Raw genomic sequence first — 22,211 nt, 5'->3', positions numbered from 1 at the left:
GGGAGAGGCGAGCAGGATTAGAGTCATGCTGTTCAAAATGTATACGCTTACAACGAGTGGGTTAGCTGTTGTGCTGCGACCGGCTCTTGTGTACAAGAAAGGCGGGATGATGGCAGGAGCTGTATGCTTATTTCTGCTGATTGGATGCAGTGGGCAGGTAGGGCAGTCGAAGGTGGCGGAACAGCGTTCCTTGCTGCCTAAGGTTACGGTTGTATTGAATAGTCTTGGCATAGGGTTCCCAGAGCCGTTGACGGAGAACGACAATCCGTATGTAACCGACATCGAGGTGAAGACGGGTCTTCAAGTAGAAGTGATCATCCCCCCATCACATCGGTATGAGGATCGCGTCGGTGTCATGATGATGTCGAACCATATACCAGACCTGATCAGCATTACGGATGCGAATTGGGTCTCCTTTTACGCACGGAAGCAGATGCTAACACCGCTCGACCACTTGCTTGCCCGATACGCGCCAAAGCTGAAGGAACGGATTCCTCCTGAAGTGTGGGAGCAGGTGTCCTTTAACGGCCAAATATATGCGATTCCGAGCCTGCATGAGGGAAGGGGGCAGGAGATGATGTATATTCGCAAGGATTGGCTGGAACAGCTCGGACTTGAACCACCAGCTACTCTTGCGGAGATGGTAAATGTGATGCGTGCCTTTACTTCGCTCCGTTCGGATGACAATGGGTTGCACGATATTTATGGTACCAGCTTCATTGAAGAGTTGGGCCGCACCTCACCGTGGTTCGGTGCATATGGTGTGCAGCTCAATCAATGGATGGAACGGGATGGTCAGCTCGTATATTCCAATGTGCAGCCAGAGATGAAGGAGGCCCTTGCCTTCATGCGAACAATGGTTCAGGAAGGGCTCGTAGATCCATTGTTCCCGATTCAAACACAGCGTGGACTGGAGCGGCAGGTTGTGGATGGGAAGCTGGGGCTGTTCACGGGAACATGGTACGATACCCGTGGTGTGCTGGAGAGGAGCAAGGCAAGGGATCCGCGTGCAGAATGGATCCCCCTACCTTTCCCGAAGGGGCCTGGTGGAAGTGGAACCTTTGCGCTGCCTCAAGTTCGAAGCTATCAAGTAATCCCTGCTACCAGCTCTCACGCGGTGGAGGTGCTGAAGCTGCTTAACTATATCGGCGAGGAGGGGAGGGATACCCTCAAGCTTGGATTCGAGGGAGACGTGTGGGCTTGGAAGGAGGGGAAGAGGGTGACCAATATGGAGCGCCATAATCAGGATCATTATCGCGGACTTTATGCTAATTTGGCAGATATGCCTGATGAGGATTACACCCGATCCCGGCTGGATTCGTTAGGAATTCAATACCAGTTGTACGATAATCTTCGATTTACATCCATGCATGCACGTCCGAGCGCTTTCCGTTCTCTGCCGACACCAGCGATGACAAGATATGCACCGTTATTGTTGAAGAAGAATGATATGCTCATCGACATTATTCTTGGCAATCGACCACTTGAGGACTTCGACAGATACGTGTCGGAATGGATGAATGAAGGGGGGCGTGATATGACGAAGGAGGCCAATGACTGGTATCACTTCAGTCGCAACCAGATTGGAAGTGAGCCGCCATTCATTCAGTCTGAACGCAGTTCGAAGCACGGAGGATGAGTGCTAATATGCTGAAAATGATACGTGACCAAATTCGACAACGGATTCAGTGGCGATTAACCATCTATTTTGTACTTATTCTGATCCCTCTGCTGTTGACCGGCTGGTTCTCCAACAAGCGCTCTCAGGAGCTGCTTCTGTCAGAGACGACCGCTCGTACCGAAAGTGCAATGCATGCCCTCATGGACAATATTGAGCTCGTGCTTCAGAACGTGGAAGAGCTGTCCGCGGTGCTATCAACCGATACGGAGATGAACGATGCGCTTGCACATACGAAGAGGAAGCTGGAGCCGAAGAATGTCATGGCATTCGCCGATCTGAAGCATAAGCTGGCCAACTTTCTATCAATTCATCCAATGTTCTCGCAAATTGCTGTATATCACGATCATTCCAACTCCGTGATTTCTACGCTCCATGGCGTGCTTCCGGTTGATCGTGCGGATGAACGCATTTGGCTTCGACAGCTGCTTAATGGACTGGGGACAGGCATTGTATTCATTCAGCCGGACGAACGAATAGGGGCGGGGAAGCCGTTCGGCCAAGCGTTTGGAGCGGATAGTCTGGCAGTCGTTCGAGCGATGGATATTTACAACCCGAATCGAGAACGTCATGCGCTTATTATTAGCCTGAACATGGGGCGCTTGCAGCAATATATCCGTTCTGTTACACCATCGCCACAAGCAGAGCTGCATCTATATACGGCAGATGGGAAATGGGTCACAGGCACGGCTAAGCAGCCTGAATCGTATCAGGATTACTTGACACGTGCAGAAGCGAATGATCAGGTGTTAATTCAAGCAGCTTCGCCTTATTACGGCTGGACACTGACACTGGCTCAGCCGAAGAGGGAGCTGTTCGCCCAGTCCTACCAGCTGGAGTATTACGCGGTGTTTATGATTGCGCTGAGCATTGTCATTGCCCTCGTTATGGCTTATAGCATCTACACGAGCATTGCTGCTCCTATGCGGAAATTAGCTCGGGGTATGAGGGCGATGACGAGCGGCAACTTAGATGTGAGGTTGACTTCGACGCGACAGGACGAATTCGGTATCGTGACCCACCTATTTAACCACATGGCATCGCAGCAGCAGCACCTCATTCACGATCACTATGAACAGAGCTTGCGGCTTGCCAATACAGAGCTGAAGCTGCTCCAATCCCAGATCCATCCCCACTTCTTATATAACACCCTAGATTCGATCTATTGGATGGCCCAGCATGCTGAAGCTGAGGATATTTCCGAGATGGTACTTCACTTATCCCGATTCTTCAGGCTAAGTCTAAGTAAGGGAAAGGATGTAATTACCGTGAAGGACTGTCTGGAGCATTTGCACGCTTACATACGAATCCAGCAAATCCGGTTCTTAGACCTATTCCATATGGAGTACGATATTGAATCGTGCGCAGAGGAACTTCCGCTCGTGAAGCTGCTGGTGCAGCCCATTGTCGAGAATGCCATCATACATGGCTTGGAGAAGTCCTCCCAGCAAGCAGAGATGTTGCTGCGCATTGTAGTCCGAGTAGAGGAGGACACAGAAGGGAGAAGACTTACAATTAGGGTTATCGATTCTGGAACGGGTATGACGGAGGACATGCGCGCTCAATTGCAAGCTGAACTGTCTGCTGTATTGCGGCAGCCGACAGAGCATGGTGTGGTGGCGAACGGCCACACAGGTGCTGGTTATGGACTTCGAAATGTCGCGGCACGAATCCGCTTGAATTACGGTCAGAATGCAAACATTCATATTGATAGTGTATGGGGTGGGGGGACAACGGTAACACTCTTGCTCCCCTTGTCCGAGCCATACGTGGGGAGACAAATTGAAGATCGGTCGAGGACGGCAGGTTAATGCTTAATAAATTGATGCTTAATGCTTAATGCTAGGCAGCCTTCAGCTGCCCCTTCGCTAGTTGATGAAGTAAAGAATGCCTTCATTTCGAATCGTCACCGAGGAGGAGATAAGATGAACCTATTGATTGTGGAGGATGAGCTGCGGCTCCGTCAAAGCTTAACTGAGCTTATGCCTTGGGAGAGGGCAGGGATTACGGAAGTAACGGCAGCCGCTACCCTAGAAGAAGGGAAGCGGTGGCTGCAGTTGAAGCGTCCGGACATTCTGCTTGTAGACATTCAGCTGCCGGACGGAGATGGCTTATCCCTCGTGAGGCAAGCGTCGGAGTGGAATGTTGAGGTGAAGGCGGTGGTGCTCAGCGGTCATGATCACTTCCCTTATGCTCAAGAGGCGCTATCCATGGGGGTGAAGCAGTATCTATTGAAGCCGGCGGGACAGGATGCCATCCTGCAAGCAGTTGCCGCTGCAGTCTCGGAGCGCCGCCAAGACATTCAGCGGCGGCACGATGCCGATATGCTGCGTCAGCAATGGCACAACTACTTGCCGATACTGCGTCAGCGCATCTTGCGCCAAGGGCTGGATGGCAGCTTGTCGACGGCCTCGCTGATAAGGAGAATGACAGAACTCGGTATCGACTTGCAGGAAGACGAGCGCTACGCAGTGATGGTAATCGATCCTGATCCTTACCCGCAGGAGCGGGTGCAGGCATTTGGAGGCGATCAGGGTCTAATGCACTTCGCGGTCGGCCAAGTCGTGGAGGAAACGATGACAGGGATGGAATATGGCTCTATGCTATTATGCCGCGAAGCAGACGGTCCGCTCGCCATCCTATTTCGCTATCCGCCAGCTGCGTTCTCTAGGGGCATGGCTGAGGAGAATGGAAGGGTAGAGGCATCTCAAGCAGCAGAAAGTCATTGTGAGAGATCGGATGGAGAACTGATGATTGGCATTCATGCACTGGCAGGCAAGATGCTGGAGTATATTAAGACTTCATTGAAGCTTACGGCGAGTGCGGGCATCTGCTCGGCGTGCGGGCGGCTGGCTGACGTGCCGCGGTTGTATAAGGAAGCGGACTTCGCGCTCCGTCAGCGGCTCGTTCATGGTGGCGATATTGTCATTCCGTACCGCAATCACGGACTGAGAGCGGCTGAAGATGCTTCGGCCGTAACGATACATACGGAGCAGTGGGAACGGGAACTGGACATTGCCTGGAACACTGCCGAAGAGCAGCAGGCAGCGGAACTGGCCGAAGCTTGGATTCGCGCAGTATGTGCGATTCCAGAGGCAGAGGCATTTAAGGAGCAGATGATGTTCCTGCAATCGTGGATTATTATGTGGCTGCGCAGGCAGGGGTGGTCGATGGCGGAGGTAATGGGAGAGGATGCAAGATGGTTCCGTCACACCGCCGAACTGCGAACGAAGCAGGAGTGGAGTGAGTGGATGCGAAGTGTCATGCGGCGCATTGGCGCGGAAGCAGGCATGGTGCGTCGTCGCGGCGGCAATCGCTTGGTATCGGAAGTGAAGGAGCTAATCGAGAGTGAACTTCATACAGAGCTAACCCTGCAGGAAGTGGCGGATCGGCTGTTTATTAATGCCTCGTACTTGAGCAGGCTGTTCAAGCAGGAGATGGATCAGCCCTTCTCGTCTTATCTCCTTATGCGCCGCATGGAGCGAGCCAAGGAGGCACTCTTTCAAGGGGAGCGGGTATATGAGGCAGCACAGGCGGCGGGATTCCGCGATGTCAGCTACTTCACGAAGGTATTCCGCAAATATTGGGGGGTTACGCCGAGTGACTGGAAGCGGGGTTAACGGGCTGCATAGGCTCAGTTGAACCTGACCTCACGATGGAAATCATTTTACCAGAAGAAGTCATGGCTCTCCCGTGTTCGATTGCAGCCAGATGCCGTAGGCTAGTAGCAGATGCAGCAAACAATGAATGCCAAGTGCTCATGCCACGGAAAGGATGGGAGCTATGGATAAGCTGGAATTGGACAATGCTCCACGTTTGTCTTCACGATCATATGGGCGAAAGTTGTGGAGCGACATTCGGAAGGACTGGGACTTATACATTGCACTTTTGCCAGGGATCGCCTTTCTTCTCCTGTTCAAGTATACGCCGATGTATGGGGTCGTGATTGCGTTTCAAGATTTCAACATTTTTAGCGGAATAGAGGACAGTCCTTGGGTAGGGTTCTCGCACTTCGAACGACTATTTCAATCGCCGAAGTTCGTTCAAGTGTTTTGGAATACGATTATCATTTCGGTTCTGAAAATTGTACTTCTCTTCCCACTGCCAATTCTGCTGGCAATTCTGTTGAATGAGCTTACGAAAATGTGGTTCAAGCGTCCGGTACAAACGATCATTTACATGCCTCATTTCCTGTCATGGGTTATCGTTAGCGGGCTCTTTATGGATCTGCTCTCCATCAATGGGGGGCTTGTGAATCGAATCATTGAGTGGTTCGGCGGAGAGCCGATCAAATTCTTCCTCGACAACAGTGTCTTTCGCTGGCTGCTCGTCGGCACGGCGGGCTGGAAGGAAGCAGGCTGGGGGACCATTGTATACTTGGCCGCCTTAAGCTCTATCGATCCACAGCTGTATGAAGCAGCCAAGATCGATGGGGCAAATAAGTTCAGACAGATTCTGCATATTACACTACCAGGGCTTGTTCCCGTCATTCTCCTTATGTTCATCCTGCGGCTCGGGAATATGCTGGAGGCTGGGACGGAGCAAATTCTCGTCATGTACAATCCCGTCGTCTACAATGTGTCGGATGTTATCGGCACGTATGTATATCGTACGGGTCTAGGCGAGCAGAATTACAGCTTCTCAGCTGCTGTGGGGCTGTTCGAATCCATCGTAGGCTTCGTGCTCATTATTGGTGGAAACGCTCTCAGCCGGCGCTATTTGAATCGGGGGATCTGGTAATGAGAGAAGTTCAGCATACAGCTCTCTTGATGTTGCAAGTCGCCGCTTATTTGGAACCTGAACGTAAGAAGGAAGGAGGTCTGGCATAACATGAGACACCAATTGACTGCTTCGCGGAGAACAAGAACGGCCATTCGAATGTCGGTAGGGGAGCGTATCTTCCATGTGTTGAACTATCTGTTTTTTGCCCTTGTGTCGTGGACGACATTGTTCCCATTTCTCAATTTGATTGCGAAGTCGCTCAGCAGTGAGGAAGCGGTTATGTCAGGGAGCGTGTCCTTGTTCCCGGTTGATATTCAGTTCGGAACGTACTTATATGTGCTGCGCGACTCTCAATTCATGAATGCTTTCCTCGTATCGGTCACAATTACCGTGGCGGGAACGGCTCTCGGTCTGTTCATGACCGCATTGGCCGCATATCCCTTATCCAAGCCGCGTCTGCGCGGACGCAAAATATTCATCTTGATGTATGTGTTCACCATGCTGTTCAGTGGTGGTCTTATTCCTACGTATTTGCTCATGCACCGATTGAATCTGATCGATACACTGTGGGTGCTCTTTCTGCCGAGCATGGTTAGCGTGTTTAATATGCTGATTATTAAAAACTACTTCGAGTCTCTGCCCGATGAGCTGGAGGAATCGGCCAAGATGGACGGAGCATCGAATTTGACAATCTTGTTCCGCATTACGGTTCCATTGTCGCTGCCGGTGTTCGCTACCATTGCACTCTTCTTTGCGGTAGGCTTCTGGAATGATTACTTTGCCTCGATGATCTATATCAATACGGCAGAGTTGAAGCCACTGCAATTGTACTTGAAGGAACTGCTTGCGCATTCCAATATCACATATCAGGATGGCGGGCATGTAACGAATATTGATGCGGTCATGAACACGACGCCTCAGGCTATACAGGCCGCTTCGATTCTTGTTGCAACCTTGCCCATATTGCTGGTATATCCGTTCCTGCAAAAATACTTCGTGAAAGGGGTGCTGATTGGTTCCGTAAAAGGGTAATGCGGTGAAGATATTTCGGGGGACATCCAAAAGAGCGGAGGTATGTTCATGCAACGTAAACAGGTATGGATATCATTGATTTCGATTGTGATGGTCTTGTCACTTCTCGGCTGCAACAGCGCCGGTTCAGGGCAGGGTGCGTCAGGAGGAGAAGGCGGCAAGCAGCTCCGTCAGCTGATGCAGTTCGATCGCTTCGAGCCGAATAGCGATCCGGTAGCCGTATACTTGAAGGAGAAGACGGGATATTCCGTGAAGTATGAGATGCTTCCTGCGGAAAATGCCGACGAGAAGCTGAACCTGCTCATGGCGAACAAGGAGTCTTATGATATTATGAAGCTCGCTTCAGCCCAATACTATCAGCTTGTATCGTCTGGTGCGCTGGAGCCGCTGGATGATCTGATTGAGAAGTATGGAACGAATATGAAACAGGTTATCGGCCCAGATTCTTGGAATGGCGCCCGTTATGACGGCAAAATTTACGCTATACCAGAAACGGGCGGAGGCGGAACCTCATCGAATGCGCTCGTCGTCCGCCAAGATTGGCTTGATGAACTGGGCTTGAAGATGCCGACGAACCTGGATGAGCTGGTGACGGTGCTGAAGACATTCAAGGAGAAGAAGAATGTGATTCCGCTGACGGGAGGCAAGATCCCTGTACATCCGGACATCGCCAGTGTGTTCGGCTTAACGACGGCTTGGTTGGAGCGGGACGGCAAGATCATTCACGCGGTTGAAGCTCCAGAGATGAAGGAATATTTGAAGTTCATGAATACGCTGTACAAAGAGGGACTAATCGACTCCGAGTGGGGCATTAATACGGCGGATAAATCGATTGAGAAGATGGCAAGCGGCAAGGCTGCCATGTATAGTCCAGGGTGGTGGATTGCTCCGAACTTGGAAAATGCACTTGCAAAGAATTTCCCAGATGCGAAGCTTGCGATTGTGCCGGTATTGAAGGACAAATCGGGGAAAGCGCGTGTAGGCACGCCGGGCAATACGATTAATTATTACATTGCAATTCCGAAGTTCGCGAAGAACAAGGAAGAAGCGGTGAAGTGGCTCGACATGAAGTTCGATAAGGATATTTTCAAGGGGATCGCTATCGGTGAAGAAGGTGTACATCACAAGTTTGAAAATGGAGCCTACTCGCCGATTCTGCCGAAGTTCGCAGATGAGCGTACAAATGCAAGCTCATTCTTGACGGGTGTGGACGAGAAGAACTATCCGATCTACTGGCAGGCGAGATTGAAGAAAAACCCAATCGTTGAGAACTACTTCAACACATTCCAGAAAAATGCGGAGGGCCTGTTAATCGCTGATCCACTCGGTTCAGCGCCTCCAATGCCGGATATCTCGAAGAACGTGCAGCGGTTGAACAAGTATCAAGAGGACACGTTCATTAACTATATTAGCGGAACGGAACCGCTCGACAATTATGACCAGTTCCTCGCGGAATGGCATGCACAGGGTGGGGCGGATATGGTGAAGGCCGCGAATGATTGGTATGCGAAGCGTTAAGCATGAGCAAAAAACAAGATAGGTATGCTGAATGCAGATATCGTCTGCAAGATGTGTGCACAGCAAAGGGGATGGCCCGAGATTCAAGGGCCACCCCTTTTGTGGATGATGGGGAAGCTTATTACTGCGTCCTCACGATGTGAACGAGAAATCGATGAGGAAGGAAGTTCATCGACCGAAGAAGTTATTTCATTCATTGAAGGAAAATGGATTAATACATGAATCAAAGAAATACGAAGAAAACAGGAGATCGTAAATGTTGCGATTCGCCCGTTTTTTGGATGTTCCACGGAAGCGAAATTGCCGCTCAAGGCTGAATTTGGCCGAATACGGCGGCCTGGGGGCTGGACTGTTGCACAAAATCCCAGCTTTGGTACATATAAGAACAAATATCGCCACTAAAAAAAGATAGATCCATTTTTTGTTGGGCAGTGTTACACTTTATTTACTATACTTTGAATTTCTTAAGTGAATCCGAGGTGAAAAACAGCCTATGAAAAATAGAAATGTTACAGGTATTGTATTGGCCATAATTTATTGTATTGTCCTTTTTGTGATTTTAACTGATGCACCCCCTGGTGAAGCTCCAAATAATCCGCTATGGGTATACTCAATGATTCCACTTGGAGCTGTTGTAATTACCTTCCTCTTTGATTATGTCATCAAGTTCGATTTGTTCGATTTCTTCAAAAAAAGAAAGAATGAAAAAGAATGAATGGAGGAAAAAATGATAGAATCAAAAATTTTCAAAACATTTCTTGCAGGAGTTCTGCTCTCTACATCCATTTCAATTCCAGCCAAAGTAGATGCTAATAAAGAAAAGTATGAAAACCTGCAAACCGGCCAATAAAAGAACCCTCCAAAACTAGAATTCTGGAGGGTTCTTTTATTTATGTCATTAGGTTGATTAAGTCCTGGTTCCTATGCTGCGGGAAGAATCGATGCGATGCTTCCTTGGCTGCTTATACAGGCCTTGTAGAAGGCCATTGCAGTACTATGCCGAGCTGCTGCAGCTGCTTCTGAAAGGCGCTAAGATGCTTCTCGTCACTGCGCACAGCGCGCGGCACAATACCTTGATTCAGTGCATATGCAGCCAGTGCGCCAGCTGATTCGCCAATGTTCCATTCTGCTGGATGCACGCGGTAACAGCCGTTGGTAATATGCGTCGTCCCGATATTTTTGCAGGCGGGAATCAGATTGTCCATGCGAACCGGAAGCAAGCTCCCTAACGGAATTTGGAACGGCAAAGAAGAGATATCGATATAGTTTTTGCCTCCGGTCGAAGGATGAAGGTCAATCCGATAGCATCCGATGCCGACGGAATCAGCAAATGTCTCAGCGGGCTGACCAGGACGGCAATCGGTAGCAATATGCTGCTCAAGCACAGTGAATTCTGCTTGAATCCGTCTTGACTCCCGTACATATGGGTACATGGCGAATCCGTCTGCTGTGCCGGCGACATCCGGCCGCAATCGGAGACCCGGGTAGCCGATGCCTCCGTCAGGACGCGGTGCTTCTGTCTGTAGCCAGTACAAGAGCGATAGGCTGAGCTGCTTGGCATCGAATAGGCTCCGCTGCTTCTCCTCTTCGCTTACATCGATAATCGAACCAAGCCAGTAGTCATTTTGCGGCCAATTGACGACCGACACCGGAGTAGGGAGTACGCCTGACGATTGATCATACAGCGACGGGTTCGTAATTTGCCGATAATGGAACAGTGGGAACTTCCCTGTCTCCCAGAAGAGGGAGTAGGTGATGGGTTCCAGCGTCGTTGGCTTGACTGCCGTCCAGCTTAGAAGACGATCCGGCCAGAACGAAGGCTGATATTGGCTCCAGAAGTCATAGCGTGCAGGCTTCGGAATCGTATAATCTCCGTCCTTGTCGTAATCAACGGCGTAGCAGTAAGTGAAGCCCTGCATATTCTGCGGTTCAGGGTCGCCCGGCACGGCGTGCGATTCGCCGGTATCATGCTGCGATTCTGCACCTGTGACATACTCTGTGCCCGAGAGGGCAAGCAAGTCTCCGCATTCGGTTGCGTCGAGGAAATATGCCCCAGTTAGCACATATTCGTTGCCCGCTGCATCCTGAGCGGTTACCGCACGGATGCGGTCGCCATCAACCTCGGCATTGGTGGCGCGGCATTGCGTCAGAATGGTAAGCTGTCCGTTGTTCACATAAGGGAATAACATTGACTCCAGCACAGACAGAGCTACGCGTGGATCATGGCAGAGGCGGCTTACAAGGCCGCTCCCGGGGTTCAGCTCCGGGTTGGAGCGGGCGTTCATGGCCAGAGGGAGATGTTCCCGGTAGTAGCGGCGTATTTCATTGCGGAATTGCCTGTATGTCTGCGTGCATCCGAATTGTTCGATCCACGGGTGCTCGTCTGGCGGAACCAGTTGGCTTGTCAATTGGCCGCCGATACGGGCGGTCTCCTCCGTCAGTACCACTGTCTTGCCTAATCGACAAGCGGAGAGAGCAGCTGCACAGCCTCCTACACTTCCACCAATAATAACGAGCTCGGCGTTCTTCTCCATATTCGGTGAGGGTGACACTCGATCAGCTCCTTCGCAATATTTTCCAATTAATACTTACCCCAATCAGTATAGGAAAGAATCATACTGCTTCCCATAGAATCTGATTGCTATTGTTGGTAGATTTAATGCTAGTTGACTGAAGTAGGGAGAGTATGCGGATTGGTGTCTAATTTTCCAGGCCGGTTCATTGCATAAAAAAGTAGACACGCGAGGCGGAAAGAGGGATGCGCCAACACGTGTCTATGTTCAGAAGGGGGGATTCCTCATGCCATAAGAAATCCGTAATTTCGTTATTGCTTAATGCGTTGTTCGATTTTTGCTGTAATGTCTTTCTTCTCTTTCATGTATTGCTCCACGACTTCGTAGAGGGTCACGCCTGTATCAAGTGATTTTTTATCCTTAAACATGGCATAACCGTCGCCACCGGCGATTAAGAAGTCATTTACAGCTACGCGGTACGTTTTGTCAGCTTCCACCGCCTTACCGCCAACCTTCACATCCGATACACGGCTTCCTTTTGGCTTTTTGATGTCGAAGGAGAATGTGATACCAGCAACTTGAGGGAAGCGGCCGGAACCAGCTTCGATCTCGCTAACGCCATTTTCCAAGGCTGCTGTCAAATCACTGCCCTTCGCCTCAACAACAGCAAGTGTATTCGGGAATGGAAGCACATCATACAAGTTGCGCTTCGTAATATCGCCCTTCATGATGGTTGTGCGAATACCGCCTGAGTTCGTAATGGCCAGATCGGCTTCGAATCCAGGCATTGTACGAGTGCGCGCCAGCATGGCATCTGCTACTAAGTTGCCCATAATCGTCTCCTGCTTCCGCACTCTTGCACGATCGCCGTCTAGATCTACGCTTGCAGTAGCAATTTTCTCGTTCAATAGGGAGTCGGTTTCTTTCTTCAGAGATTCAACAATGGCAGCTACTTCTGGGTCTGGCTTCGTCGCTTCATCGTACTTGATCAGTCCGCCGGAGAAATGAACCAAATCCTTGCCATGGTAGTATAGATCAACACGGCCAAGCGATTTCGCATATTCCCAGTCCTGCACAATATACGTACCGTTGACGAGTTCAGGCTGATCCACTGGTGTATGCGTATGTCCGCCTACAATGATGTCGATGCCTGGAACCTGCTTGGCCATTTCACGGTCATAGGATATTCCCGTGTGACAGAGGACGATGACATGGTCAGCTTCCTCGCGCAGCTTCGGTACCCATTCCTTCGCGACTTCGATCGGATCCTTGAAGGTTAAGCCCTTGACGTTGTCAGGATGCGTAACGATTGGTGTATCTGCAGTGACCAATCCAAGAATCGCGAATTTCTTGCCGCCAACCTCTTTCATGACGTACGGCTGCAGGAGGTTCTTCCCTTGTGCGTCGAATACGTTCGCAGCGAGTACAGGGAATTTGAACATTTTCGTCAGCTTCGTGAGCTGCTCGTAGCCGAAGTCATACTCATGGTTGCCGGACGCCATGAAGTCATAACCAAGCGCGTTAGCCAGCTTTGTTGCGGTTTCCCCTTTGGACAGGTTCACATAAATCGTACCTTGAATCATGTCGCCTGCATCCAGCACCATGGAATTCGGGTTCTCTGCACGGAGCTCCTTCATCAACGTAGCGAGCTTAGCGTAGCCCATTTCCTTCGCTTTCTCGTCTTCTAACATATGTCCATGCGTATCGTTCGTATGTCCGAGCGTAATATGTGTCGTAATGGCATCGCCGAGTGCTGTGAAGAACTGCTCGCGTGTCACCGTATCTCCTGTCACTGCTACATCAAGCCCTGCCTTCTTGGCTACAGCTTGCAGTGTCGCAGCAGGTGCTGGACGATGGAGCTCCTTCCATTGTGCTGCATCCACGATGTTGTTCTGCTTCGCCCAAGTGAGTGCTTTGGCTGCCCAGCCTTGGATGGAAGGATCAATTGCCTTCACTTCTTTTTCTTTGTCTTGTACGCGGGCAATCATCGCCACTGCTTCAGCAAGTGTGACTGGACGATCAAGCGCTAGGCCATCATTGGATCCGGTTATGTAGCTTTTCGATTGCATCCATTCCAGGTGGTTAATTGGGTTCACAGGTGCTGCAAACAATGATCCAGCGAATAGAGTACTAATCAATGTTGTCAGGACTGCGGCGGTACCTAGTTTTTTCTTGTTCATAAACGGACCTCCATGCTTGCTTCATATTTGAAATGTATATGTAATAGATATGAGTGATATATGTATCGTAGGACACGGGGGTTGGGAGATTGTTAACTAGAGCCTAAGAAATTGTAAATTAGATAAAAAACACCCTTATCTCATGGCAGACAAGGGTGACTGTAATATACAAAGTATAAACATCCGGCGATTCAGATATGCCGCTCGCTCGCATCTGTATTTCCTAATCAGAATTCAAGACTACATTTCTAATCCATATTCATTATTCAACACATACGCTGGTTTCTAACAGACACTCAAGCAGCAAACAGTCACCAGCCTACAGCTGCCTACAGCTCGTCGAAGCCGTTGTCATCGCCGACCTTGCCGTAAGTGCGGGACTTCGCTTCGAAGAAGTCGGTCTTCGTTGCATTCAAGGCTTCGTCCGAGAAAGGCTTAATCCACGGCATGCAGTTTACGTCAACGCCTTCATACAGCTTCTCCATACCGATAAGGCTTAACCGGCGATTGGCAATGTGCTTAATGTAATCCGACAATTCACGCAGATCGATGCCGCGTACCTGCTTGAGCGTATAATGGGCCCAGTTGGTTTCCAATTGTACAGCATGGTCAATCGTATCGTACACAAATTGGCGGTTAGCCTCGGTATTCAACTCTGGGAAGTCCACAAGCAGCTGTTTGAACACCTCACCGAAGAAGTAGCAATGCTGGTTCTCATCACGCTGAATGTATGAGATCATTTGGCTCGTCGCCATCATCTTCTGATCCCGGGCTAAATTGTAGAAGAAAGCGAACGTACTATAGAAGAAGATCCCTTCCAATATCAGATCCGCTACGAGTGCTTCAAAGAACGTCTGAGGTGTTGAATTATCGCGGAATGTCTGATAAATGTCCGCAATGAATCGGTTCCGTTCAAGCAGCACACGATCATGCTTCCAATATTCGAAGATATCCTTCTGCTCTTGCTCGGATACGAGAGAGGACAGTACATAGGAATACGATTGGTTATGCACGACTTCCTGCTGCGCAATGATCGCCGATATGGCTTCTAGCGATGAGTCAGTGAAGTAGTTCTTCACATCACCGACAAACATCGTCTGCATGGAATCGAGCACAGCAAGCAGCGAGATATTGATTTTAAATGCATGCTTCTCTTCTTCGTCTAACAGCGGGAATTGCTGCGCATCCTTCGCCATCGGAATTTCATCCGCAATCCAATGATTTTGAAGGAGTACTTTGTACAATTTATACATATGCGGCATACGAATGTCGTTCCAATTCAATATGCCGGAGCATTCGCCTAGAATAATTCGTGTCGATTGATTCGGTGCTTCTGTATTGAAGATGAGCTGCCGATTTAGCTCACGATCTAACAATGTCATAGAACTCTTCCTCTCTATACACCTTATTCCCCGTGCACAATCATGCACAAATTGGTTGCTGTCAAAGTCAACCAGTAGGAAAGGGCTGTGCTGCTGTATGTAACGTTCAGTAGCCCTTCCCGATCTTATGAACGGATTTCCGTAACAGTGCGTGTTCAAAAAGGCCAGTTTTCGGCACCGAAGCTTATGCTTCCGATGTGCGTTTTTTCAAAACGCCTCAATTGGATGAAGCTAGGGCCTGAGGAGCGGAGTGTACGTTTTGGGTACATGAGCACCTGAGATGTTTCCGCAGGAAACATACTTCGTAAGCATCTGTTTAGGCCCGGCTGAATTCAAGATTCGATGCCGAGTCCACTTCATGATTTACTTCGTGATCAAAAGCGGACTTTTTGAACAACCTCTAACAGTGATTCGAGTCCGTCGCTGGACGATGGGTGCGTTACGAGCTGCACGCTTCGCATTCTTCCACGGTTAATGCTTGACTGCGCACGTAATACGTTGACTTCAGCCCAGCCTTCCATGCATGAAGATGGAGAGAAAGAAAGTCTACTGCGCGAATATCCGGACGTACATATAAGTTGAAGCTCTGTGCTTGATCGATATGGCGCTGACGTGCCGCTGCCATACGAATGGACCAGTTCTGGTCGAGACGGAAGGCTGTCTTGTAATACCACATTGTCTTCTCCGATAGATCCGGAGCAGGATTGGCAATCTTGTACGTCGTCTTCTCCTCATAGCTAAGCAGGTCATAGACTGGATCAATGCTTGCCGTTGAGCCCGCAATAATGGAAGTAGAACCGTTCGGAGCTACCGCCATCAGCCATGCATTGCGCATGCCGTTCGCCTGTACCTTATCCGCAAGTTCTTGCCACTGTTCGGTCGTCACGAATTTGCCTTGGCGGGTGCTTGTTGTATATTCTCGATCGGAGAAATAGCGGCCGTTCTCCCATTCCGATTGAGCGAAGAGAGGATATGCTCCTTTTTCCTTAGCAAGCTCCATGCTGGCCTGAATCGCCAGGTAGTTGATCTTCTCATAGAGCGCGTCATTATATTGCACGGCTTCTTCGGACTCCCAAGCGATGCCCTCTAGGGCAAGCAGGTGGTGCAGGCCGAAGGTTCCAAGTCCAATTGCGCGATAGCGGCGGTTCGTATGCTGCGCCTGAAGCACCTCAATGCGATTAATGTCGATAACATTGTCCAGCATGCGAACCTGAATCGGAATGAGCCGCTCCAGAATATCGGCACGCACAGCACGCGCTAGATGGACTGAGTTCAGATTGCATACGACAAAATCACCAGGGATCTTGCTAATAATAATGCGAGACTGTCCATCCTGAGTGGTCAGTTCCTCTTGCTCAACGAGGGTAGGAGACATGTTCTGCATAATTTCCGTACACAGGTTGGAACTGTAGATCATGCCATGCGCCTTGTTCGGATTCGCGCGGTTCGCGGCATCCTTATAGAACATGTACGGTGTTCCTGTCTCTAGCTGCGACTTCAAGATACGCTTCATAATGTCGATCGCAGGCAGTGTAATGCGCGGCAGGTTTGAATTCGCAACTGCCTCGGCGTATTTATCGCGGAACTGGCCTTGACCACGCTGCTCGTCGTAGAAATCTTCAAGTCCAAGTGGGCGTCCATGGTTATCCTTCCAGCCCATGATCTTCTTCACTTCGTGAGGGCAGAACAGATGCCAATCCTCCCGGTTCTCCACCGCCTCCATGAACAGATCCGGCAAGCTCACCCCATGGAAAATATCATGCGCCCGCATGCGCTCATCCCCGTTGTTCAGCTTCAAATCGAGGAAGGACAGAATATCCTTGTGGAACACGTCCAAGTACACTGCGATCGCACCTTTGCGTGTGCCCAATTGGTCGACGCTGACGGCTGTATTGTTAAGCTGGCGAATCCAAGGGATAACACCTGAGCTTGTATTTTTATGTCCGCGAATATCGGAGCCGCGTGCCCTGATCTTGCCTAGATATACGCCGATACCGCCGCCCATCTTGCTGAGGCGGGCTACATCGGTGTTGGACTCGAAGATGCCCTCCAGCGAGTCGTCTACCGTGTCGATGAAGCAGCTGGATAATTGTCCGGCCACCTTCTTGCCTGCATTCGCCATCGTCGGTGTAGCAGCGGTCATGTATAGATTAGCCATTGCCCAGTATGCTTCCTTAGCCAGTTCTACTCGGCGCTCTGCCGGCTCCTTATGCATCAAGTACATAGCAATGATCATATAACGTTCCTGCGGCAGCTCCATCGTGCGGCCTTCGAAGTCAGTGGCGAGATACCGCTCTGCTAATGTCAGAAGTCCAATGTAGTCGAAGATAAGATCGTGCTCCGCTTGAATGGATTGTCCAAGTTCTCGAATTTGTTCGGGTGTGTAAGCTTCCAGCAATTCTTGACGGTAAATACCAAGATCGCATAGCCGAGAGATAAGCTTGTAGAAATCTCCGTAAGGCTTATCCGGATAAGACTTATAGTTGCGATGGAGGGCTGCCTCTTTATATAGCTTCGTTAATAAGGAATGTGCGGCAACGAACTTCCAATCCGGTTCTTCCTTCGTCACCAATTCCAACGCAGTCATCATGCTGGCTTGGGTAATATCTGCAGCCTGTACGCTGCTGCTGCGCAGCTTCGACAGCAAACTGCGGTACCAGCGCTCACGATCAAGCTGAGGGTAGGGAGCCATCATTCGCTCTCCGTAGCGCTTAATGCGATCCGCATCGAAGGCAAGGGAGCGATTGTTAGGCTTGTGAACGGTGTGGACGATAGGTGTAGTCGTCTGCATTCGTGAGTATTCCTCCTCGAATATCGAATTGAGATGGAGCTTAGCTATCTATGTCGGAGTCGTTCAGAAGAAATAAAACTTCAAGTTGAGTGCTGGTTATGTATCCAAGATAAAGGGCTGATAATAGGCCTGAATGAAGCACTCCTCTGTCTAAGCGCATAAGAACAGCGCGTGCGCCATACATGGACGCACACCTTCATCATTCTCGACAATCCGATATGGCTTATACAAGTTGCCATCTACCTAGCGATTGTTAACAAGCTCCAAAAACGAACCTCGAATACAGCGTAAGGGTTATCCGTTGTTGCTGTTCTCGAGGTCATTTGCACTTTATGCGTATTGGTAGTAGTAATTTCTTAACAATCACAACATGTAGATATTCTTTTGTAAATATACTACAACATATAGGGTAAGTAAATAGGCGCAAGGTGATAAATGTCACTGGTTCTGGAGTGTTATATTGGCAATATTCCTTGCCAGCAGGCTTGTCCGAGGGATGTAAGCGGGGGACAAAAAATATTTTTTTACTGCGATTCCTTGCTGAGGGGAGGATGGAGGGGGATGTTGTGATCGCATATGGAATAAAACCTGTTTGTCCGCGTGCAGTGGACAAAACAGATTGCAGTTGATGTCGAATAAAGAGGGAAAAAGGGCGGCAGCCAGAGTTTGTGCGACATTTCATTTGAATGCATTATCGATGTACTGGCTGCACGTATGTATGGGAAGAGGGTGGAACTGTACTCTCTTTTTTCCGCTGAATCGATCACGGAGTAGAGGCACATTCGATATAAAATACATATAGAAATTTTCTTAGATTTAGTTTGCAGGAAGTGGACTTACGGGACTCCTCCAGCTCTCGCATGCGCAGGCGTACTTCTTGAAAATCGAACAACCGCGCCGCGAAGTATTCAAAGGTGGGGTTGCCGTAATCGCTCAATCCGATAGAGGACAAGTTAGTAAGCGCTTGCAAAGTTAATCGTCTAATTCGCTGTTCTATTGCACGCACATCGCGCTTGAGATGATCTCCTGCAGCTTGACCGTGCGATGTTACTTGTTCGTAGATCGTTTTAAGTGGCGGCAAATCTTGAAGCAGTCGTTGTTCCTGTTCTTGTCCCTTCAGCCATTTTACAATCCGAATCATATCAGGAGCACCAGCTTCCCCGACAACCCCTAGTTGCAGGAGCAGTGATCTGGCTTGCTGTTCTATATTCTTCTCCTGTTGCACAGGTGCTTGCCCCTGCCATGCATGCAGGGCTTCCGTTCCAGATACTTCGAAGACGCGAAGTGAATTTCGGATAGATTGCATGGATTTCTCCAATCGCAAATGGTCGGATACACGCCGAAGAACAGACAACACCTCCAAGCGATTGATAGGCTTTTGGATGAATGTGTCCACCCCTTGTTGGTAGGCCTCGCCGATCATTTCCTTGTTTTCGACTTGGGAGATCATGATAAAGCGGCCGTTATAATCATGTTCCCGCAGTGACTTTACCGTCTCAATTCCATCGCGGCCCGGCATAAGCAAGTCAATGATGACAATGTCTGCATGGCTGACAACCTCTGCCGATACATAGGAGCCATCACCGGCTTCGCCAACGACTTCGCCAAGGCCACTTTCGCTAACGATCCGCATAAGCATTTTACGAATAGCAGGGTCATCCTCGACAAGATAGAATTTTAACAAGTGAACACCCTCCTCTCAAGTTAAATGCTCTACAGGAATCCGAATTTGAAAACATGTATGTCCGGGAGTGCTGGTTACGTCAATGTCGCCCTTGAATAGCTGGACGATGTCAGTGGCATGCGATAAGCCAATGCCTGTTGAAGAGTTACCCTCAGCATCGAATTTAGTTGTATATCCGGGATGGAAGATCAGTTCAAGATCGTCTGCCGAGATGCCAGGCCCGTCATCGATGATAGAGAACAAGAGGAGCCCGTCATGCAAATCAACCTGCAAATCGATTCGACCTTCCTGTGGTATCGCTTCAACAGCATTGGATGCAATGTTGTTCAACACAGAGAGAAGCGGATAGATCTCGGTGGTAGAGAGATTCATGTTGCAGCTGGAATGTAAATGGATCTGCTTTCCGAGCAGCAGGCCGTAGTTAGTATTTGCCCTTACGACCATGGCGCATAATTCAGCAATCTGAATGCGTTTGGAGAGCATGCGTTCCTGATGAATGATTTTGAATAGGCCAGACAGAATGCGCTCGGAGTCTTTCTTCAGCTCATGTACATGCTTGGCAATCTGCAATGCTTGTGCTGCATTTGCATAGAGCCGCTGCTTGAGCGATTGATACAGCCGATAGCTTTCGCGCGTAATTTCTTCAATATGGGACATGGACTTGCGTAAATAGAACGCTTCTTCGAACAGATCGGAATTGATCATCATAAGACGTTCCAATTCCAGACGACGCTGTTCTGCCTGTGCACGAACTTGTCGAATGGCCAGCATATTGCACAGACCTACGGCGAAGAAGCTGCGCAGCAGGCCAACGAGAATGATGAGCAGGTATTCCTGATAGCTCATGTTGGACGGAGTGCCCGAGGCAATGCGAACGAGCAGCTCCACACCATTGGATGCCATATCGGCAAGTGCGCCGTATATCGCGACCTTCACATGATATTCCACATTCGCTTTCAATTTGAGCAGGAAGATGATGGCGGCGAAGGTGACGTAGTAAAAAAATACAGGCATGTGCTGTGCAAATCCAAGAGGAATGGGGATATCATAGAGCAGCAATCCAAGCGCGATCCGGAATACTACAACGAATGCCCCTACTGAGATACCCGTGGCAAGCACGGGAACCGAGAACCACAGCAACCCGAAAAAGAAGGCCATGATGCCGAGCGAAAAGCGAAAATCACCGCCAAATGGGTTGATTTTCATCTCACCGAGCAGCCCTGTGGACAATAATATGATGCTCCAAATAAGCAGCCTCTGGTCACGCAATCGAATATGAACACTCCTTTCCGCAAGCTCCGACACTGCACCTGCCTTCGGGGCCTCTTCTTATCGTACCGGAAAAGAGGGTATGTTGTCTTGTAGAATTATCCATATTCAGGAATGTTTGTGCTCCAGCCTGCGTGAGGCGAGGGATAACAAGTAATTGACTATGCAATAGAGCAGGGCGGCAAACAAGAATGTTGGAATGACGTAATTGATATTTTGCCCATTAATGATCTGCACATGGTTCATCAATTCCGGCAGGGCAATGACGACGGCGAGTGAGGTATCCTTCAATAGCGAGATAAATTGGCTGACGATGGGCGGAACCATTCGCCGAAGCGCGATGGGAAGAACAATATGCCTTAGCGTCTGAGTCATTGTCAGCCCGGATGAGCGTCCTGCTTCGAGGAGTCCTTTTTCAACTGAGTTCAACCCACCCCGCACGATTTCAGAAATCATGGCCGATTCAAAAATAACAAGAGCGACTATGGCCGCTGTAAATTTATCAAGCTTAATACCGATCTGCGGCAGGGCAAAATACGTAAAGAAGATGATCAGCAATAGGGGCAGGTTACGAATGATCTCCACCACGATGGCAAATAGCTTGCCTAGAATGGGGACTTGGGCATATCGAACGGTTCCGACTATGACGCTGATGATAAAGCTAATGATAATGGACACTATGGCGACTTCTAAGGTGATAAGGGCGCCTTGCAGCAAAAACTGCATATTAACAGGGGACAACGCTCCAATGAAATCCATTATGCTTCGACTCCCTTCACACCTTGATATTTAAGTTCCAAATAACGGATACCGAAGCTGAGCGGAATCGTCAGCACCAAATAAAACATCGCGGCAAAAATATAGGTGCTAAACGTGTCGAATGTATCGGAATTGATTAAGTCAGCTTGATACATGATGTCTGTAGCGGATAGAACAGTGAAAATAGACGAGTTTTTGACCAAGTTCAAAAATTGGTTGCCGAGTGGCGGAATAACCAACTTGACGGCCTGCGGCAGGATGACATGCCACATTGCTTGCGTATAGGTCAGTCCAGAAGATCGGGCAGCCTCCATCTGTCCTTTGGGGATTGCTTGAATTCCAGCACGAATCACTTCCGCGATGAAAGCAGAAGTATACACGGTCAAGGCGGTAAGACCCGCCACAAATGGGATAAGGACGGTGCCAATTACGAGCGGAAGCCCGACCAGCGTAAAAAAGGCAATGAGCATCAGTGGGATGTTGCGAATAAATTCAACATAGATCGTACCAAGCCATTGAAGCGGCTTGACGGGTGTGATGCGAAATACCGCGATGATTGCACCTAGAATAAAGCTTGCCACGAGTGAAATCAGGCTGGCAGCCAGCGTGCCTCCCAGCCCGATCAAGTAGCGATCCAGATGCTCGCTAAGAATCGAAAAGTTGATAAACATCAATGTTCCTCC

Annotated in this window: 16 protein-coding genes; 8 read left to right on the top strand and 8 right to left on the bottom strand. The window is 49.5% G+C overall.

Going from position 1 to position 22,211, the window contains the following annotated elements:
• Nucleotides 1-25 precede the first annotated feature (25 nt).
• The 8 genes from PBN151_RS18620 (at nt 26) to PBN151_RS32325 (ending at nt 9,800) form a co-directional block, all read left to right on the top strand.
• Nucleotides 26-1,639, top strand: a complete 1,614-nt coding sequence (locus PBN151_RS18620; protein WP_139295380.1) for an extracellular solute-binding protein — start codon at nt 26-28, stop codon at nt 1,637-1,639.
• An 8-nt stretch (nt 1,640-1,647) separates the two neighbouring features.
• Nucleotides 1,648-3,489: a cache domain-containing sensor histidine kinase gene (locus PBN151_RS18615; protein WP_072730217.1), complete on the top strand. Its 1,842-nt coding sequence runs from the start codon at nt 1,648-1,650 to the stop codon at nt 3,487-3,489.
• A gap of 114 nt (nt 3,490-3,603) precedes the next feature.
• Nucleotides 3,604-5,298, top strand: a complete 1,695-nt coding sequence (locus PBN151_RS18610; protein ID WP_072730216.1) for a response regulator transcription factor — start codon at nt 3,604-3,606, stop codon at nt 5,296-5,298.
• 163 nt (nt 5,299-5,461) lie between these two features.
• Nucleotides 5,462-6,418: an ABC transporter permease gene (locus PBN151_RS18605; RefSeq protein WP_021256304.1), complete on the top strand. Its 957-nt coding sequence runs from the start codon at nt 5,462-5,464 to the stop codon at nt 6,416-6,418.
• A gap of 90 nt (nt 6,419-6,508) precedes the next feature.
• On the top strand, nt 6,509-7,432 hold the full coding sequence (locus PBN151_RS18600) for a carbohydrate ABC transporter permease (RefSeq protein WP_021256303.1): 924 nt from the start codon (nt 6,509-6,511) through the stop codon (nt 7,430-7,432).
• 48 nt (nt 7,433-7,480) lie between these two features.
• Nucleotides 7,481-8,950 carry an extracellular solute-binding protein gene (locus PBN151_RS18595; RefSeq protein ID WP_028533522.1) on the top strand — a complete coding sequence of 490 codons (1,470 nt, stop codon included), beginning with the start codon at nt 7,481-7,483 and terminating at the stop codon, nt 8,948-8,950.
• A gap of 493 nt (nt 8,951-9,443) precedes the next feature.
• Nucleotides 9,444-9,665, top strand: a complete 222-nt coding sequence (locus PBN151_RS18590; protein WP_028533523.1) for a hypothetical protein — start codon at nt 9,444-9,446, stop codon at nt 9,663-9,665.
• Nucleotides 9,666-9,677: 12 nt separating this feature from the next.
• Nucleotides 9,678-9,800: a hypothetical protein gene (locus tag PBN151_RS32325; RefSeq protein WP_265332113.1), complete on the top strand. Its 123-nt coding sequence runs from the start codon at nt 9,678-9,680 to the stop codon at nt 9,798-9,800.
• Between the two features lie 112 nt (nt 9,801-9,912).
• Here PBN151_RS32325 and PBN151_RS18585 read toward each other — a convergent pair whose 3' ends face one another.
• The 8 genes from PBN151_RS18585 to PBN151_RS18550 form a co-directional block, all read right to left on the bottom strand.
• On the bottom strand, nt 9,913-11,484 hold the full coding sequence (locus tag PBN151_RS18585) for an FAD-dependent oxidoreductase (RefSeq protein ID WP_072730320.1): 1,572 nt from the start codon (nt 11,482-11,484) through the stop codon (nt 9,913-9,915).
• A gap of 290 nt (nt 11,485-11,774) precedes the next feature.
• Nucleotides 11,775-13,643 carry a bifunctional metallophosphatase/5'-nucleotidase gene (locus PBN151_RS18580; protein ID WP_072730215.1) on the bottom strand — a complete coding sequence of 623 codons (1,869 nt, stop codon included), beginning with the start codon at nt 13,641-13,643 and terminating at the stop codon, nt 11,775-11,777.
• A 329-nt stretch (nt 13,644-13,972) separates the two neighbouring features.
• Nucleotides 13,973-15,025 (bottom strand): ribonucleotide-diphosphate reductase subunit beta, encoded by a 1,053-nt coding sequence (locus PBN151_RS18575; RefSeq protein WP_072730214.1) that lies wholly within the window; start codon nt 15,023-15,025, stop codon nt 13,973-13,975.
• Nucleotides 15,026-15,464: 439 nt separating this feature from the next.
• Nucleotides 15,465-17,816, bottom strand: a complete 2,352-nt coding sequence (locus PBN151_RS18570; RefSeq protein WP_072730213.1) for a ribonucleoside-diphosphate reductase subunit alpha — start codon at nt 17,814-17,816, stop codon at nt 15,465-15,467.
• 763 nt (nt 17,817-18,579) lie between these two features.
• The gene (locus tag PBN151_RS18565; RefSeq protein ID WP_072730212.1) at nt 18,580-19,500 is read right to left on the bottom strand and encodes a response regulator; all 921 of its coding nucleotides are present in this window, start codon (nt 19,498-19,500) and stop codon (nt 18,580-18,582) included.
• 15 nt (nt 19,501-19,515) lie between these two features.
• On the bottom strand, nt 19,516-20,769 hold the full coding sequence (locus PBN151_RS18560; protein ID WP_083545226.1) for a sensor histidine kinase: 1,254 nt from the start codon (nt 20,767-20,769) through the stop codon (nt 19,516-19,518).
• Between the two features lie 108 nt (nt 20,770-20,877).
• Nucleotides 20,878-21,528 carry an amino acid ABC transporter permease gene (locus PBN151_RS18555; protein WP_072730211.1) on the bottom strand — a complete coding sequence of 217 codons (651 nt, stop codon included), beginning with the start codon at nt 21,526-21,528 and terminating at the stop codon, nt 20,878-20,880.
• A complete protein-coding gene (locus tag PBN151_RS18550) occupies nt 21,528-22,199 on the bottom strand; it encodes an amino acid ABC transporter permease (RefSeq protein WP_021262607.1) in 672 nt (223 codons plus the stop codon). Before PBN151_RS18550 ends, PBN151_RS18555 begins: the two co-directional genes overlap by 1 nt.
• Nucleotides 22,200-22,211: the final 12 nt, after the last annotated feature.

The organism is Paenibacillus sp. NAIST15-1 (assembly GCF_001894745.1).
Taxonomy (GTDB): Bacteria; Bacillota; Bacilli; order Paenibacillales; family Paenibacillaceae; genus Paenibacillus_B; species Paenibacillus_B suaedae.
The sequence above is the reverse complement of the archived record's forward strand: the minus strand, read 5'-3'. Positions and strand labels throughout refer to the sequence as shown.

Bases quoted from the DNA above. Each gene is read 5' to 3' on its own strand.
- PBN151_RS18620 (WP_139295380.1), top strand. From the start codon at position 26: ATGCTGTTCAAAATGTATACGCTTACAACGAGTGGGTTAGCTGTTGTG.
- PBN151_RS18615 (WP_072730217.1), top strand. From the start codon at position 1,648: ATGCTGAAAATGATACGTGACCAAATTCGACAACGGATTCAGTGGCGA.
- PBN151_RS18610 (WP_072730216.1), top strand. From the start codon at position 3,604: ATGAACCTATTGATTGTGGAGGATGAGCTGCGGCTCCGTCAAAGCTTA.
- PBN151_RS18605 (WP_021256304.1), top strand. From the start codon at position 5,462: ATGGATAAGCTGGAATTGGACAATGCTCCACGTTTGTCTTCACGATCA.
- PBN151_RS18600 (WP_021256303.1), top strand. From the start codon at position 6,509: ATGAGACACCAATTGACTGCTTCGCGGAGAACAAGAACGGCCATTCGA.
- PBN151_RS18595 (WP_028533522.1), top strand. From the start codon at position 7,481: ATGCAACGTAAACAGGTATGGATATCATTGATTTCGATTGTGATGGTC.
- PBN151_RS18590 (WP_028533523.1), top strand. From the start codon at position 9,444: ATGAAAAATAGAAATGTTACAGGTATTGTATTGGCCATAATTTATTGT.
- PBN151_RS32325 (WP_265332113.1), top strand. From the start codon at position 9,678: ATGATAGAATCAAAAATTTTCAAAACATTTCTTGCAGGAGTTCTGCTC.
- PBN151_RS18585 (WP_072730320.1), bottom strand. From the start codon at position 11,484: ATGGAGAAGAACGCCGAGCTCGTTATTATTGGTGGAAGTGTAGGAGGC.
- PBN151_RS18580 (WP_072730215.1), bottom strand. From the start codon at position 13,643: ATGAACAAGAAAAAACTAGGTACCGCCGCAGTCCTGACAACATTGATT.
- PBN151_RS18575 (WP_072730214.1), bottom strand. From the start codon at position 15,025: ATGACATTGTTAGATCGTGAGCTAAATCGGCAGCTCATCTTCAATACA.
- PBN151_RS18570 (WP_072730213.1), bottom strand. From the start codon at position 17,816: ATGCAGACGACTACACCTATCGTCCACACCGTTCACAAGCCTAACAAT.
- PBN151_RS18555 (WP_072730211.1), bottom strand. From the start codon at position 21,528: ATGGATTTCATTGGAGCGTTGTCCCCTGTTAATATGCAGTTTTTGCTG.
- PBN151_RS18550 (WP_021262607.1), bottom strand. From the start codon at position 22,199: ATGTTTATCAACTTTTCGATTCTTAGCGAGCATCTGGATCGCTACTTG.